This window comes from Dakarella massiliensis (assembly GCF_001182045.1).
GTDB lineage: Bacteria > Pseudomonadota > Gammaproteobacteria > Burkholderiales > Burkholderiaceae_F > Mesosutterella > Mesosutterella massiliensis.
In genome coordinates this window covers 602509-617835 of record NZ_CVTY01000007.1, presented here as the reverse complement: position 1 = coordinate 617835, position 15327 = coordinate 602509, and the positions used below count along the sequence as shown (strand labels likewise).

11 protein-coding genes, 1 tRNA gene and 1 pseudogene are annotated in these 15327 nt (G+C 59.5%); 7 read left to right on the top strand and 6 right to left on the bottom strand.

Annotation, left to right across the window (positions count from 1 at the left end):
- Positions 1 to 306 precede the first annotated feature (306 nt).
- Together mutS and BN1936_RS09110 are read right to left on the bottom strand one after the other, a co-directional pair.
- Positions 307 to 2976, bottom strand: coding sequence for a DNA mismatch repair protein MutS (gene mutS / locus BN1936_RS09115; protein ID WP_022444688.1), 2670 nt, complete (start codon positions 2974 to 2976; stop codon positions 307 to 309).
- Positions 2977 to 3123: 147 nt separating this feature from the next.
- On the bottom strand, positions 3124 to 3909 hold the full coding sequence (locus BN1936_RS09110; RefSeq protein ID WP_049687215.1) for an inositol monophosphatase family protein: 786 nt from the start codon (positions 3907 to 3909) through the stop codon (positions 3124 to 3126).
- Between the two features lie 241 nt (positions 3910 to 4150).
- On the opposite strand from BN1936_RS09110, the gene BN1936_RS09105 reads away from it, so the two are divergent.
- Together BN1936_RS09105 and cysE are read left to right on the top strand one after the other, a co-directional pair.
- Positions 4151 to 4966 (top strand): RNA methyltransferase, encoded by an 816-nt coding sequence (locus tag BN1936_RS09105; protein ID WP_049687476.1) that lies wholly within the window; start codon positions 4151 to 4153, stop codon positions 4964 to 4966.
- Positions 4967 to 5046: 80 nt separating this feature from the next.
- Positions 5047 to 5793, top strand: coding sequence for a serine O-acetyltransferase (gene cysE / locus BN1936_RS09100; protein ID WP_022444685.1), 747 nt, complete (start codon positions 5047 to 5049; stop codon positions 5791 to 5793).
- 98 nt (positions 5794 to 5891) lie between these two features.
- On the opposite strand, the gene nfsA is transcribed toward cysE, so the two are convergent.
- The 4 genes from nfsA to BN1936_RS09080 form a co-directional block, all read right to left on the bottom strand.
- On the bottom strand, positions 5892 to 6626 hold the full coding sequence (gene nfsA, locus BN1936_RS09095) for an oxygen-insensitive NADPH nitroreductase (RefSeq protein WP_022444684.1): 735 nt from the start codon (positions 6624 to 6626) through the stop codon (positions 5892 to 5894).
- Between the two features lie 126 nt (positions 6627 to 6752).
- A complete protein-coding gene (locus BN1936_RS09090) occupies positions 6753 to 7529 on the bottom strand; it encodes a UDP-2,3-diacylglucosamine diphosphatase (RefSeq protein ID WP_022444683.1) in 777 nt (258 codons plus the stop codon).
- A gap of 66 nt (positions 7530 to 7595) precedes the next feature.
- Positions 7596 to 8078 carry a peptidylprolyl isomerase gene (locus BN1936_RS09085; RefSeq protein ID WP_022444682.1) on the bottom strand — a complete coding sequence of 161 codons (483 nt, stop codon included), beginning with the start codon at positions 8076 to 8078 and terminating at the stop codon, positions 7596 to 7598.
- Between the two features lie 131 nt (positions 8079 to 8209).
- Entirely contained in the window at positions 8210 to 9139 is a 930-nt protein-coding gene (locus BN1936_RS09080; protein ID WP_049687214.1) for a tetratricopeptide repeat protein, read from the bottom strand.
- A gap of 218 nt (positions 9140 to 9357) precedes the next feature.
- Between BN1936_RS09080 and cysS the strand changes: the two genes are divergently transcribed.
- The 5 genes and pseudogenes from cysS to BN1936_RS09055 all read left to right on the top strand — a co-directional run bounded on the left by cysS (position 9358) and on the right by BN1936_RS09055 (position 15293).
- Positions 9358 to 10776: a cysteine--tRNA ligase gene (gene cysS, locus BN1936_RS09075; RefSeq protein ID WP_022443528.1), complete on the top strand. Its 1419-nt coding sequence runs from the start codon at positions 9358 to 9360 to the stop codon at positions 10774 to 10776.
- Between the two features lie 179 nt (positions 10777 to 10955).
- Positions 10956 to 11930, top strand: a pseudogene (locus BN1936_RS09070) (acetyl-CoA carboxylase carboxyltransferase subunit alpha); the annotation flags it as partial.
- Between the two features lie 262 nt (positions 11931 to 12192).
- Positions 12193 to 13689 carry a tRNA lysidine(34) synthetase TilS gene (gene tilS, locus BN1936_RS09065; protein WP_022443530.1) on the top strand — a complete coding sequence of 499 codons (1497 nt, stop codon included), beginning with the start codon at positions 12193 to 12195 and terminating at the stop codon, positions 13687 to 13689.
- A 176-nt stretch (positions 13690 to 13865) separates the two neighbouring features.
- Positions 13866 to 15131, top strand: a complete 1266-nt coding sequence (locus tag BN1936_RS09060) for an aspartate kinase (RefSeq protein WP_022443531.1) — start codon at positions 13866 to 13868, stop codon at positions 15129 to 15131.
- A 72-nt stretch (positions 15132 to 15203) separates the two neighbouring features.
- Positions 15204 to 15293, top strand: a tRNA-Ser gene (locus tag BN1936_RS09055).
- Positions 15294 to 15327 lie beyond the last annotated feature (34 nt).

Here is a 15327-nt window from a genome sequence, read left to right as displayed (position 1 = left end):
CATCAATCTAGCATGAAAGAAAACAACGAATGAGCCTTTTTGAGCCGCATTCAGATGGGAAGGAAAGCATCTGTGTCAGTGTCTTCTCTCCCGGAAAAAGTGTCCCGAAATTGTTGGAAAAGCGAGGGGAACAGCTGAAAAAACAGATGGTTTCCTAGAGGGAACAAGAGATCCCGTCTCTGATTAAGCGTGGGAGGAGATAATCGCCTGTTGGTCAGAGAAGCAGCAAACAGAAATGGAGAGTCAGGGGATGAGCAGGAATCCGAATCGGTGAATCCGGATCCCTGCTATGTGTCCTTCTCTCGATCAATCCTGCTTCTTTGCTTTCTGGATGAGTTCGTAGAGCGAAGCGAGCGCTTCCCGCGGAGTGAGAGTATCCGGGTCGATCGCGAGGAGATCATCCCGGATGGAGAGGGCCTTCTCCACCTCAGGACTCTCACGTTCCTCTTCCAGTTCGATCTCGGGTTCCGGAAGCGAAGCTGCTGGGGATGAGAAAAGATCCGGCTCGGGACCATTCTCTTCCGCCCGTTTCTCCAATTCCCGAAGCATCGCCTTCGCTTCGCGGATCACATGCTGCGGAACCCCGGCGAGCTGAGCCACCGCGATGCCGTAACTCTGGCTTGCCGGACCCTCGGTGACTTCGTGCAGGAAAACCACTTTTCCGCCGCTCTGCACCGCTTTGACGTGCACATTCGCGACTTCAGCGCAGGTCTGCGCGAGCATCGTGAGTTCAAAGTAGTGTGTCGCGAAAAGCGTGTAGCAGCGGATCCGATCCGCGAGTTCCCGCGCGATGGCGCCAGCGAGCGACAGGCCGTCAAAGGTTGACGTGCCCCGGCCGATTTCATCCATGAGAACGAGTGACCGGTCAGTGGCCTGATGAAGAATCGCGGCGGCCTCAACCATCTCGACCATGAAGGTGGAGAGACCGCGCGCGAGATCGTCACTTGCGCCGATGCGGGTGAGAATCCGGTCGATCGAACCGATACGGGCGTGCTTCGCCGGAACCCAGGAGCCGGCAAGCGCGAGTATCACGATCAGTGCGACGCTGCGCATATAGGTCGACTTGCCGCCCATATTGGGGCCGGTAATCACGAGAAGCCGCCGCCCGGGTTCAAGCGAGCAGTCGTTTGCCACATAGTGCTCCAGCGCCTTTTCAACAACGGGGTGCCGGGCCCCTTCGATTGCGAGTCCAGGGGCGTCCGAGAGCTCGGGACACGTCCACTCCATATCGGCCGCGTGCTTAGCGAAAGAGAGGAGGGCGTCAAGCGTCGCCGCGGCTTCTGAGGCCCGCGTAAGCGCGTCAACGTACCCGCTGCAGGACTCAATCAGCCCCTGATAGAGGCTTCGCTCGAGCGCGAGCGCCCGGTCTTTGGCGGCGAGCGCTTTGTCTTCAAGGGACTTGAGTTCCGGCGTAATAAAGCGCTCGGTATTTTTCAGTGTCTGACGTCTGCGGTAGTCATCCGGCACCTTATCGGCCTGAGCCCGGGAGACCTCGATGTAGTAGCCGGAGACACGGTTATATTCCACCCGGAGTGTCGGGATGCCGGTCCGCTCTTTTTCCCGCGCCTCAATCTGCGCGAGCACATTGCCGGCATTGTCCCGGAGTTCCCGGAGTTCTTTCAGCTCATCGCTGAAGCTATCCGCGATCACGCGCCCATCCCGGAGCGTAACGGCGGGAAGCTCAAGAAGCGCCCTGCCGAGGAGATCGGTAAGCGCGGGATCGGGTTTCAGGATCGCCGCGGTGTCGGAGATAAGCGGAACCCGTGAGAGCGCGGCGGCTTCAGAGAGCCTCTGCAGAGCTGGGAGTGCGTCCCGGAGCCCGGAAAGTTCTCTCGGCCGCACGGAACCAAGAGCGATACGGGACGCCACGCGTTCCAGATCCGGAAGGTTCTTAAGGGGCTCGGAAAGCGCGTCGCGGAGTGATTCGTTTTCAATCATCTCCCGAACGGCTTCGTGCCGCGCGCGGGGAACCGCTGGATCCCGCAGCGGCTGCGTGATCCAGCTTCGCAGCATCCGGGATCCCATCGAGGTGTGGCAGTGATCGATCGTGGAGAAAAGGGTCGGCCCGTTTTCGCTTCGGAGCGGTTCCGTGAGTTCCAGATTCCGGCGGCTTGAGGGATCAAGGCCGACAAAACGGCTCGATTCCTCAAAGACAAGAGGACGGATATGCGGCACCGCGTCCACCTGAGTCTGTTCCACGTACCCCAGAATGGCGCCGGCGGCTGCGAGAACCCCGGGCTTTTCGCTCACAGCCCAGGCGTCGAGATTCTCCATATTGAAGTGATGGAGCAGTTCATCGGTTCCGTGCTTCGGATCAAAATGCCAGTCGGGAAGCGGGGTGAGCTGCGCGGCTCCTGAGAAAGACTTCGCGGTCTCCCGGCAGGAGTCCGGGATCAGGATTTCCTGAGGCGAGATACGGGCGATTTCGCCCGGAAGCTCGTCCTCTGTGCAGCAGAAGCCCTTGAACGCGCCGCTGGAAAGAACAAGGGACACGACGGACCACTGCGGGAACTTTTTCCCGGAGGGAGGGCAGACCGCGATCAGCGCGGCGTCCGCCTTCGCCGGAAGCAGTTCATCCTCTGTGATGGTGCCGGGGGTCACGATCCGCACGAGTTTCCGCGGCATCGTGCCTTTGACTGCTGCCGGGTCTCCGATCTGCTCCACAATGCCCACGGATTTCCCGAGTTTCACGAGACGCGCGAGATACGAGTCCAGCGTCATGAAAGGGACGCCTGCCATCGGAATGGCATCTGGCTTTCCCTTGCCGCGGCTCGTGAGCGTGATGCCGAGAAGCCTGTTGATTTCCACCGCGTCTTCAAAAAACGTTTCGTAGAAGTCTCCCATCCGGTAGAGGAGCAGGATATTCGGATGCTGCTTCGCGACCTCTGTGCGGATTTCAATAAACTGCCGCATGGCAGGGGTGAGTGTGGAGAGATCAGCGTTCTCTGTGGATTGGTTAAGGCTGGGCTTGGTCACTTTGTAAAGCGTCTCCCGGGGATTGAAAAAAGCGGGCAGGGTGAAATTTTATCCTGTATGCCAAGAGAGAATAGAAAAAGGGCGGCTCATTCTGAAATGAACCGCCCCGATTCAGAGAGTGTCTGAAGTTTCAGACCTCTGCCGTACTCAGGCGACCTTGTTGGTAACGATCGGGAAGAGCGTTCCGAAGATCTTCGGCGTACCGGCGACGATGGAGCCGGTGTCGAGATAGTGGTCATCCCCATCGAAGTCAGTCACGAGACCGCGGGCTTCAAGAACGAGGAGAGAGCCAGCGGCAATATCCCAGGGCTTCAGACCGCTTTCCCAGAAGCCGTCGAGACGGCCGCAGGCGACATAAGCGAGGTCGAGCGAGGCGGCGCCGGCGCGGCGGATGCCGGACGTCTGCTTCGCGACAGAGGTGAAGACACGGGCATAGCCCTCGAAGTCATCACCGCCGCGGAAGGGGAAGCCCGTGCCGATCAGCGAAGCGCCGAAGCTTGTACGGCCGGAAACGCGGATACGGCGGTTATTGAGGCGGGCACCTTCGCCGCGGGTCGCGGTGAACATCTCATCCTTCAGCGGATCGTAGACCACGGCCTCAAGAATGTCGTTCCCGCGCTTCAGCGCGATCGACACGGCGTACTGCGGGAAGCCATGAATGAAGTTCGTCGTGCCGTCGATCGGATCCACGACCCAGACAAACTCGGAATTCGTCTGACCGACAAGCCCAGCCTCTTCGGAAAGAATGGCGTGATCCGGGCAGTAGTGAGACAGAATATCGATGACAGCGCGCTCGGCGGCCTTGTCCGCGTCGGTGACGTAGTCATGAAGAGCTTTCGTCTGGACGTTGACGTTTTCGATGTTGCGGGAAGCCTGGTTGATGATGTCGGCTGCTTCGCGGGCCGCACGGATGGCGATGTCTATGTTGGCCATATGTTCAGATGCACCTGGTTGTTAATGGGGTAAGAAGATCGGGGAAAAGAGAACGAGGGGGGACGATAGAGTGCCCAGGCGTGATTTTTCCCTGCAATAAAGAGACCGTTATTTTAACGAGTAAAAATAATTCCGGCGACAGAAGGATACAGCGGAAAAGCGGGGATGGGAGGCGGCACCCTCGCCTAAAGCTGTTACCATCTTCAGGTTTCAATTCAGCTTTATGCGTGAGTATCAGGAAATGCAGACTCCTAACAATGCTTCCCGGGTGAGGTTTGTCCTCTGCGACCCCAGTCTCCCCGCGAACATCGGTGCCGCCGCCCGGGCAATCAAAACGATGGGCTTCAGAGACCTTTGGGTGGTGAATCCGAAGCACCCGGATTATCGGGAGCATCCGGACGCGATCGCGCTTTCGACAAGCTCGGTCGACGTCCTGCGGGAGAGCCATTCAGTCGCGACGCTGACTGAGGCGCTGAATGGAGTCACCTTTGCCTGGGCGCTTTCGGGGTATGACCGCGAGTACGGTCCCCCGATCGAGGAACTCCGTTCCGCGGTTTCCCGCGCCTGCGATTTCCTTGCGTCTGAACCCGGTGACATCGCTTTTGTGTTCGGTACGGAACGCAGCGGTCTCACGAATGCGGAGATCGAGGTCTGTCAGGGGATCGCAGCCATCCCCGCGGATCCTGAGAGCCCGAGCCTTAATCTCGCGCAGTCCGTGCAGGTGACCGCGTATGAACTCCATATGACACAGCGCAGCCGTGCAGGAAACGAAGGCAAGCTCTACGACTGGGAAACCCGTTTTGACCGGGATCCTCCGGCAGAAGTGCCCGCGATCGAAGGCTTCCTTGAGCACTGGGCCCGCGCGATGACAGCCTGCGGGGCTCTCAATCCGGCAGAACCCAAGTTTCTGATGCCGATGACCCGCCGGATTATCGCCCGCGCGGGGCTTACGCAGCCAGAGGTCGATATGCTGCGGGGCGTGTGCGCGGCCATCATCTGCCCGAAAACCGAAAGGAAGGGACAGAAGAAAGCCGGGAAGAAATCCGATCAGGGATAAATTTTGACGCCCACTTAAACCCGAGTGAAAAAGTCGGGTAATATAGGCGAATCCTGCCAGAACCTTAAGGACTGATTTCCATGTTTGAGCGAGTGAGAGAAGATATCCAGATTATCCGGGAGAGAGACCCGGCGTGCCACAGCACGCTTGAAGTGCTCCTCGCCTATCCCGGGTTTCACGCGGTGCAGTTCTGGCGGCTGAGTCACTGGTGCTGGATCCAGGGCTGGTACACCTTCGCCCGCTGGGTGAGTCATGTGGCCCGGTTTCTCACCGGGATCGAGATTCATCCGGGAGCAAAAATCGGACGCCGTGTCTTTATTGACCACGGTATGGGCACCGTGATCGGTGAAACCGCTGAGGTGGGGGATGACTGCACGATTTACCAGGGCGTGACGCTCGGCGGCACGAGTCTCGGGCGAGGTGAAAAGCGTCATCCGACGCTGGAACCCGGTGTGATTGTCGGTGCCGGCGCGAAGGTGCTCGGCGGATGGACTGTCGGACGGAACGCCAGAATCGGCTCGAACGCGGTCTGCCTGAAGCCGATCGCGGCGAACGCGACGATTGTCGGCGTTCCGGGTCATGTGGCCGGTGAAAAGAAAGCCGCGAAACAGGCTGAGCACGAGCACTTCAGCGCATACGGCGTTGTTGAAGGCGCTGAGGATCCGGTGACGCGGGCCTTTAATCAGGTTCGTAAGGAACTTGATGTCCAGCGCGAAACGATTAATCGCCTGGAGCGCGAAATCGCGAAACTGAAGGGCCTTGATGAGTCGGACGCTCCGGCGATTGAAGACCCTGCGGAACGGTCATTCCTTGACTCGGCGCTCTGAAGTCCGTCAGGCTGCCTGAGCCGCCTCGCAAAAAAGAACCGGCATTTTTCGGGGAGGCCCCCTTGAAAATGCCGGTTTACTTTTGCAAGAGGATTCTCTTACTTTTCCGCGAATCCCTTTTTCTGCAGGAAGCCGAGGACGAACGGACGGCGTTCGCGAAGCAGAATTCTTTCGAGCTCATCAGACCAGGCGGTGTCTTTCGCGTTGGACGAGCGATGCTGGTAATAGTTCCTCATCTGCTCATCGTAGGCTTTCAGTTTCGCCGGATCGGGTTCCTGATAGGCGTTTTCGCAGAGCGTGATGGAAGCGGGGAGCCGGGGTTTCAGTTCATTCTTATGCGCAGGGTGCCCGAACGCGAGGCCGACCACCGGGAAGGTATTCTGCGGAAGCTTAAGGAGACGGTCCACTTCCTCAATATGATTCCGGATGCCGCCCGCGTAAACCCCGCCGAGTCCCAGGGCTTCAAGCGCGGCAAAGGCGTTCTGAGCCTGAATCGCGGCATCCACGCAACCCACAATCAGCTGCTCGGTCCAGCCGAGATCCGCCTTCGGCACGAGGACCTGATCGCGGTGATAATCCGCGCAGAACACCCAGAATTCGGGCGCCGCGATGATGTGCTTCTGATTGCCGGCGAGTTCCGCGAGCTTCGCCTTCAGTTCTTTATCCGTGATCCGGATAACCGTGGTGACCTGCAGAAAGCAGGTGGAGCTTGCCGCGCGGGCGGATTCATATATCGCTTCGAGATCTTCCTGGCTCACCGGTTCATCAGTAAAGGCCCGGACTGAGGTGTGGGCGCGAAGCGTATCGGTCATGGGGTTAGGTGTCGCAGACATAGAGTCTCCTTCAGGAGTAAGAGCGGATTCCGGCTGAATCTAAGAATAACGCGGACACAAAAAAAGGAGGAGATCCGGGCGTGAGGCTCGGAATCTTCTCCTTCATCAGCGCGGGCTGCGTGCGGCTTACATGATGATCTGCAGACGCTGACCGTTCACCGTGCGGATATAGCCCCAGTGATCTTTCCCCTCACCGGAATCGAGATCCCAGTCGGGAATCACCCAGCGCTCGATATCCGCGAGTTCGTGGCTCGCCGGCTTATGTGTGTGACCGTGAATCACGATATCCGCGTTATGCGCTTTGGCGGCCTTGTAGACATCCACATCCACCACATCCATGATGGCGGCGGATTTGCTGCCCTTCGTGGTTTCGGACTGAGCGCGCGCCTGGCGGGCAAGCTCAATACGCTTCTCAACCGGAAGGCTGAGTGCGGAGAGCTGCCACTGCGGGTCACGGGTCATCGCGCGGAACTTCTGATACTCCTCGTCCTTCGTGCACCACTCATCGCCGTGCGAGAGAAGGATGGTTTTCCCAATGCACTTCACCGCGACTTCAGGCGCGAGAAGCGTGGCGCCGCAGGCCGCGGCAAAGTCGCGGCCGAGCATCACGTCACGGTTCCCCTGGGCAATCAGAACGCGCTTCCCGATGGAGGAGGCGTAGGCGAGCGCCTTGACTACGGACTCCGCGGACGAAATGGTGTCGTCACCGAGCCAGAAATCGAAAAGGTCGCCGAGAATCACAAGCTCGCTGTAGTAAGGCACCTGTGTCTTCATGAAGCGGAAGAACTGCATCAGCGTCTTATCGTGCTCCGGGGCGAGATGCAGGTCCGAGATGAAAACCGGATTTTCAAGCGGAGCTATTTCTTTGGTGCCGGCAAGAGCCGGCGCAATCATTTCAGCCATTTCTCAAGCGATTCCTTTTCCTTTGCAGGTCCGTTCCCCGGGCGCAGGCTGCGCCCGGAGGCCTTGTTACAGCGCTTCGGCCTTGAGGATGACGATGTCTTCAAGCGGCACATCGTCGTACCAGCCGCGGCGTCCGGTGCGGACCTTGGCGATGGCGTCCACCACCTCGGTGCCCTTCGTCACACGGCCGAAAACAGCATACCCCGGATTGCCCGGGTTGTAGTTGAGGAAATCGTTATTGGCAACGTTGATGAAGAACTGGGCGGTGGCGGAATCCGGGTCACTCGTGCGGGCCATCGCGATCGTGTACTTGTCGTTCTTCAGGCCGTTCTTCGCCTCGTTCACGATCGGATCGTGAGTCTGCTTCTCGCTCATGCCGGCCGTGAAGCCGCCGCCCTGGATCATGAAGCCCTTGATGACGCGGTGGAAGATGGTGCCGTCGTAGAAACCTTCGGTGACGTAGCGTTCGAAGTTCTTCGCGGTGATCGGAGCTTTTTCGCTGTCGAGCTCAAGTTCAATCGCGCCCTGGTTGGTCGTAAGACGAATCATGCTGTCAGTCCTCTTGCTGGTAACTGGTAATTAAGTGTCTCAGCGGGGGAAGAAACCGGAAAAAAGGACCGGTTTGGACTCCCGCCTGAGAGGCATCCCATTGTAGCGGTTCACGCCTGGAGTGTTGAGTCTCAGTTCAGTTCGGGAAGCGGCTTGAAGAGCGTGCTCTTCGTGGTGCTCCCGGTGCCGTTTTCCTTCGCGCTGTAGCTGCCAGGCTGCGGTGCTGAAGCCTGTGCCGGGGCGGCAGCCGCGGGAGCGGGGAGTTTCTGAACCGTTTCCGTGATGCCGCCTGTGGTCGTGGTCACCGTATTGGACGCCGCTTTGGCCGGAGCGGTTTTCTTTGCCGCGCGGTTCTTCAGCACGGCAGCCGCAGCGGCGCTCCGCTTCGCTTCAACCGGGTCCGCCTTCGCCGCGGGCTTTTCCTGAAGCGCCGGGATCTTTTCCGCGCCCGGCTGCTTCAGCAGATCCGGATCCGGGTCGTTCCCGGTCGCGATCTGCAGCATCGCGATTTTTTCACTCACGCGGCGGCGGGCGTCGCGGTTAGCAGGGGTGTTCGCCGGCATCCCAAGACGGTAATTCTGCAGAGCCTTCAGCGCGTATAGGTCTCCCAGGTTTTCGTGCGCCGTTGCGAAATTCGGATTCGCGGTGATCGCCCGGTCAAGGAGTTCGATCGCGTGATCGATATCGCCCTTGCCGCCGTCAGCCGTCAGGATGGCGAGGTTGTTATAAGGCTCCGGAATCTCGGGGTAAGCGTTGATCAGCTGCTGATAGGCCGCCATCGCTTCATCCCGCCGCCCCAGGTGCTCGAGAATCGTCGCGCGCTTAAACATCAGGGCGACATTCCGCTTATTTTTGGCGAGCCCCTCATCCGCGTACTGAAGCGCTTTTGTGTAGTTCCCGTCCGCGATCATCCGGTTCACGAAGATCGGGTAGTCCTGCTCGGTTTCCGGAGCCTTCTGCTGCTCAGGAATCGGGTAAAGGACCGTCTGTGAAAAAGCCGGAACGGCCGCGAGGCTAATGAAGAGGGCAAGCGCCGCGCTTCTGAAAGTGTGCTTCAGCATGAGGTATCAGACCTAGAAAAAATGAGAAAAGCCGCAAAGCGGCCGGGCAAAACCGGGACCGCTGTCCGCTGAGGGCGATTCTGAACGGCTATACTTTTCCCACGATTTTAACCGCTCGAAAGGGAAAGCACCGGAATCGCGGGAAGAGAGGTCCCGCGGTCCGCGTCCGAGGCTTTCCGATCCGAGAGCCAATTCTGTCCTGGAGGGGCACTGCCCATATGACTATCACGAAACCTCTGACGCTCTACTCCACAATGAGCCGCAAAAAGGAAACCTTCAAACCCATCAAAGAGGGAAAGGTGGGGATGTATGTCTGCGGGGTGACGGTCTATGACTACTGCCACATCGGGCACGGCCGCACCTTTGTGGCGTTTGACGTGATCCGCCGCTGGCTGATGGAGCGCGGGAACGAGGTCACCTTTGTCCGGAACGTTACGGATGTGGATGACAAGATCATCCGCCGCGCGGCCGAGAAAGGCATTTCGACAAAAGAACTGACGGATTTCTACACGAAGGCGATGCAGGAAGATATGGAATCCCTCGGCTGCCTTCCTCCGACCTATGAGCCTCACGCGACGGATTTCATTCCGCAGATGCTCGGCATCATTGGAAAACTCGTTGATAAGGGCTACGCCTACGTTGGAGGCGACGGAGACGTGGATTACGCGGTCCGCAAGTTCCCGGCCTACGGGAAGCTTTCCGGAAAGAGTATCGATGACCTGCAGTCCGGCGCGCGTATCGATGTCGCAGAGGGGAAGCGTGATCCTCTCGACTTTGTGCTCTGGAAGAAGGCGAAGCCGGGCGAGCCGCAGTGGGAAAGCCGCTGGGGCGCCGGCCGTCCGGGCTGGCATATCGAGTGCTCGGCGATGAGCTGCCATTACCTCGGGGAAAACTTCGATATTCATGGCGGCGGCCCTGACCTCATCTTCCCGCACCACGAGAACGAAGTGGCGCAGAGCGAAGCGGCGAACGGGAAGAAGTTCGCGAACTACTGGATGCACTCCGGTCCGCTCCGCGTCCGTTCCGCGGATGGCACCGAGGAGAAGATGAGCAAGTCGCTCCACAACTTCTGGACGATCCGCGACGCACTGAAGGAAACGGATGAGCAGTTCGGGGCCGGAAACGGGTCAGAGGTGCTTCGCTTCTTCCTTCTCAGGACGCAGTACCGGAGCCCGATCTCCTTTAATCCGGATCTGATCGTCGACGCTCATAAGGGGCTCACGAGGCTTTACGAGGCGCTCCAGGGGCGCGAGGGTGACGGGAAGCCGCTTGACTGGAATGAGCCGAATGCCGCGGCGTTCGCGGACGCGATGGATGATGACTTCAATACGCCGGTAGCGGTGGCGCAGCTCTTCAGTCTCGCGACCGAAGTGAACCGTACCGGGGATCCGGCTCTCGTGCGGCAGCTGAAGGGGCTCGGCGCTGTGCTGAATATCCTGCAGAAGGATCCGGCGGTGTTCCTGAAGGGAGCGACCGAAGGGCTTGATGAGGCGGAGATCCGCCGCCTCATCGACGAGCGCGCGGCCGCGAAGAAGGCGAGGAACTTTGCCCGTGCGGATGAGATCCGGGACGAGCTGCTCGCGAAGGGCATTACGCTGCTCGACAAGGCGGAAGGCACAGTCTGGCGCAGAGCGTAAAAAGAGTCCCGGCTGAGGCTCAGTAAGATGCCGGGTAACGCGGGGCTTCGTCCGTACGGATGAGGTCCCGCTTTTTTCTTTTCAGCCCATAGCCGCTAAACTACAAGGAATATCGGAAAGACAAGGCCCGCGTCCCGGGAGCCTCAGCGCTTCCGGCCGCCGGCTATCTATTGGATGAAATCGTGAAAAAAACTTTCCTTGACTTTGAAAAGGACATTGAGGCTCTTGACGAAAAGATTGACGAACTGCGCTCCATGCAGGAGTCGGATCCGTCAATGGATATCGGTGAAGAGGTCGACCGTCTCGAGCAGAAGTCTGCCGAGCTTCTGAAGCAGACCTACGCGGAACTGACCCCGTTGCAGATTTCCCAGGTGGCCCGCCACCCGAACCGCCCGTATACGCTCGACTACATCCGGATGATGTTCTCCGATTTCTATGAGCTGCATGGTGATCGCCGCTACAGCGATGATCCGGCGATTGTCGGCGGTCTCGCGCGTCTCGGCGGCGACCCCGTGATGGTGATCGGGCATCAGAAGGGCCGCGACATCAAGAGCCGTACGTACCGCAACTTCGGCATGGCAAACCCCGAAGGGTACCGGAAGGCCCTTCGCCTGATGAAGCTTGCCGAGAAGTTCGGTCTCCCGATCATCACGTTTGTTGATACCCCGGGCGCTTACCCCGGCATTGACGCTGAGAAGCACGGGCAGTCTGAGGCGATCGGCCGGAATCTCGTTGAGCTCACGCATATCTCGGTTCCGGTCATCACGACGATCATCGGTGAAGGCGGTTCCGGCGGCGCGCTCGCGATCGCTGTGGCGGACTCTGTTCTGATGCTGCAGTATTCGACGTACTCCGTGATCAGCCCTGAGGGCTGTGCTTCCATTCTCTGGAAGGACGCGGGCCGCGCCTCTGAAGCCGCGAACGCTCTCGCGCTGACCGCTGACCGCCTGAAGGAACTGAAGCTGATCGATGAGATCGTGCTGGAGCCGATGGGCGGCGCTCACCGCGATCCGGAACTGATGGCGAAGACGCTCCGCAAGAATCTGACGGACCGGATGAAATATCTGCGCCGCTTTACGCCTGAGAAGCTGATCGCCCGCCGTCTGAACCGCATCATGCGTTACGGCGAGTACGAGACGGTAACGGCCGCCGAAGCGGAGAAGATCCGCGCCGAGGCGATCGCGGCCCGCGATGCCGCGAAGACCGCGAAGATCGCTGAGGCGAAGGCGGAACGCGAAGCGGCAGCGAAGACCGCGGCTCCGGCGGCTCCTGATGCGAAGGAAGCGGCGGACACCAAGGAAACGAAGCCTGCGAAGTCCCGCGCGGCGAAAGCGACCGGCGCGGCAGCAGCTGAAGCGGCGGAGAAGAAAGAGGCCAATTAAGCACGTCCCCCGGTGAGGGGCGGAGGGAGAGAGGATGGAGCGAAAAGCACAGAACGCGGTTCCCGGCGTACGGACGCTTGAGGAAAAGCTTCTTGAAGCGCTGGCGGAAAGCCTGAAACAGGTCTGCGCCACGATCCGGGGCCGTTCTGACGATATCCTTCAGCCTCTTGAGCGGCCGCTTCAGGTCGGAATCGCTTTTTCAGGCGGCCGCGACTCCATGGCGCTTCTTGAGGCCGCGCACCGATTGACACGGTCCCGCCGCTGGGGCAGCCTGATCGAAGGCCTTTATGCCCTTCACGTGAATCACGGCATTTCGGAAAATGCCGACTCCTGGGAATCCACCTGCCGGGCGTTCTGCGACGCCCGCCGCATTCCGTTCTCGGCCTACCAGGTCCGCGTGGACCGGAAGGGGAAGGGGCTTGAGGCGGCGGCAAGAGAAGAACGCTACCGGGCTCTCGCGTCCGCGGCGCGTGAGCTGAAGCTTGATGTCATCCTCACCGCGCATCACCAGGATGACAGGCTGGAAACCTTCTTCCTTCAGTGGATGCGGGGGGCCGGGGTCGACGGACTCTCCGGTATGCCCGCTGTGCGTGAGTTCGGCGAAAACGGATTGCTTCTTGCCCGGCCCTGGCTCGATATTCCGAGAGCCTGGATTGAAGCCTGGGCGAAGGCCCGGGAGCTCGCTTGGGTGGATGATGAGAGTAACGACGATACGGCGTTTCTCAGGAACCTGATCCGGCATGAAGTGCTGCCGGTGCTCGATAAGGCGAGACCCGGATTCAGAAAGGCCGCGAGCCGCTCGGTGGAACTCGTGACGGAGGCGGGCACCGTGCTTCACTCGGTGGCGGCAGAAGATGTTGCCCGCTGCACGGATAAAACCCGTCCCCGGGCGCTGAAGATCGCCTCTCTTCTCAATCTCTCGGTTCCCCGTCAGGCGCTCTGCCTCAGAGCCTGGATTTCCTCATACGGGATTGAGCCGCCGCCGCGCGCGACGCTGATCGAGGCGCTCCGTCAGGCGAAGCAGACACACTCAGACACCGCGCTTACGATCCGGCTTGGCGCCTGGGATATCCGCCGCTGGGGTGCGGATATTGTTCTGCATCCTTACGCGAAACCGGTCCGCGATACGTCGAAAACCGTTGCTTTTATCTGGAACGGCGAGCGCGAGGTGGAACTGGCCCCCTGGGGCGGTGTTCTCGCCTTCAGACCCGCGGAAGCGGATGAGGATGGATTCCCCGGGGAATTGCTTCGGACGGGCCCCCTTGAAGTCAGGGCCAGGCGGGGCGGCGAGAAAATCAAGCTCTACCGGCTTCGCCCGAGCCGCAATCTGAAGCATCTCTATCAGGCGGCTGGTATCCCATCCTTTGAGCGGGGGGATCTCCCGCTTCTCTGGTGCGGCGAGGATCTGATTTACGCGGCAGGGCTCGGCCCTGAAGTCCGGAAGCTTGAGCATCCGGACGGCACCGGACGTACGTCTCCGGACCGCTGGGTAGTCTCCTGGGAGCCGGATAAGCCGCTCTTTGGCATATAATCCTGAAAAAGTAAATAACTTTCCCTACTGCATTCAGGGGATCAGTGAAAGTTTTATACCCGGCAGAGGGTTCTCTGGGCTATCTTTCTTAATACGCTTCCCGAAACCGGAGGCGGGTGAATGTTCCCGCTTTCCTCTTTCGGGACCTTAATTTATGTCCCACTGAGAAACAAACCATGTCTCTGATTGTTCACAAGTACGGCGGCACTTCGATGGGCTCTCCCGAGCGCATTCGCAATGTCGCCCGCCGTGTCGCTAAGTGGCGCCAGGCAGGCCACCAGGTGGTGGTCATTGTCTCCGCGATGAGCGGCGAGACCAACCGCCTTCTGGCCCTAGCTAAGGAAGTGTCCCCCCGCCCGGATCCCCGCGAGCTTGATGTCATCGCGACAACCGGTGAGCAGGTGTCCATCGGCCTCCTCGCGATGGCTCTGAAAGATATCGGGGTCGACGCGGTGAGCCTGACCGGATGGCAGGTTGCTGTTCACACCGATAACTCCTATATGAAGGCCCGCATCGATACGATCGATGATTTCAGAATCCGTGAGGAGCTGAAGCGCGGCCGCGTGGTTGTGGTGGCAGGTTTCCAAGGTGTGGATCCCGAGGGCAACATTACGACGCTCGGCCGCGGCGGTTCGGACACGTCCGCTGTCGCGATCGCGGCTGCGCTTCACGCTGACGAGTGCCTGATCTTCACGGATGTGGACGGCGTCTACACGACCGACCCCCGCATCGTGCCGGAAGCAAAGCGTCTGAACAATATTTCTTTTGAGGAGATGCTTGAACTCGCGAGCGCCGGTTCCAAGGTGCTGCAGATCCGCTCCGTTGAATTCGCGGGCAAGTTCAAGGTTCCCTGCCGAGTCCTTTCTAGCCTCACAGATCCGGATCTGCCGGTCGAAGTCGAGGCCGTCTCCGGCACCCTGATTACCTATGAGGATGATCCCAAAATGATGGAAAAAGCTCTCGTGTCCGGCATTGCCGCTTCCCGCAGCGATGCCAAGGTTACGCTGCATAACGTTCCGGACATGCCCGGCGTCGCGTCGAACATTCTGGGACCGATCGCTGAAGCGAATATCGAAGTGGACATGATTGTCCAGAATGTGAGCGTTGAAGGAAAGACGGACTTTACCTTCACGGTGCCGCGCGGTGACCTTGAAAACACGCTTGAAGTGCTGAATAAGAAGGTGATCCCGGTTGTCGGCGGCGGCCCCGTCGAGACGAACGATCACATCGCCAAGATCTCGGTGGTCGGCATCGGCATGCGCTCCCACTCCGGTGTGGCTTCCCGCATGTTCAAGGCGCTGTCGGAAGAGGGCATCAACATCATGATGATCAGCACCTCCGAAATCAAGGTGAGCCTCGTGGTGGATGAAAAGTACACGGAACTCGCGGTCCGCGTGCTGCATCACGCCTTTAATCTTGAGAACGGCCCGAGCGAGGTCTGATTCTCCGCGATGGGGAGTAAGGCATTTGCCTTTATCCCCCTCTGACGGTAGAATTCGAAATCCATCGTCAATGGAAGGGTGGCAGAGCGGTTTAATGCATCGGTCTTGAAAACCGACGAAGCTTCAAAACTTCCGTGAGTTCGAATCTCACCCCTTCCGCCAGACGCGCAGCCCTGCTTCTTCAATAGGAGGCAGG

Bases quoted from the DNA above. Each gene is read 5' to 3' on its own strand.
- BN1936_RS09105 (WP_049687476.1), top strand. From the start codon at position 4,151: ATGCAGACTCCTAACAATGCTTCCCGGGTGAGGTTTGTCCTCTGCGAC.
- BN1936_RS09080 (WP_049687214.1), bottom strand. From the start codon at position 9,139: ATGCTGAAGCACACTTTCAGAAGCGCGGCGCTTGCCCTCTTCATTAGC.
- BN1936_RS09090 (WP_022444683.1), bottom strand. From the start codon at position 7,529: ATGGCTGAAATGATTGCGCCGGCTCTTGCCGGCACCAAAGAAATAGCT.
- BN1936_RS09110 (WP_049687215.1), bottom strand. From the start codon at position 3,909: ATGGCCAACATAGACATCGCCATCCGTGCGGCCCGCGAAGCAGCCGAC.
- tilS (WP_022443530.1), top strand. From the start codon at position 12,193: ATGGAGCGAAAAGCACAGAACGCGGTTCCCGGCGTACGGACGCTTGAG.
- cysE (WP_022444685.1), top strand. From the start codon at position 5,047: ATGTTTGAGCGAGTGAGAGAAGATATCCAGATTATCCGGGAGAGAGAC.
- BN1936_RS09060 (WP_022443531.1), top strand. From the start codon at position 13,866: ATGTCTCTGATTGTTCACAAGTACGGCGGCACTTCGATGGGCTCTCCC.
- cysS (WP_022443528.1), top strand. From the start codon at position 9,358: ATGACTATCACGAAACCTCTGACGCTCTACTCCACAATGAGCCGCAAA.
- BN1936_RS09085 (WP_022444682.1), bottom strand. From the start codon at position 8,078: ATGATTCGTCTTACGACCAACCAGGGCGCGATTGAACTTGAGCTCGAC.
- nfsA (WP_022444684.1), bottom strand. From the start codon at position 6,626: ATGTCTGCGACACCTAACCCCATGACCGATACGCTTCGCGCCCACACC.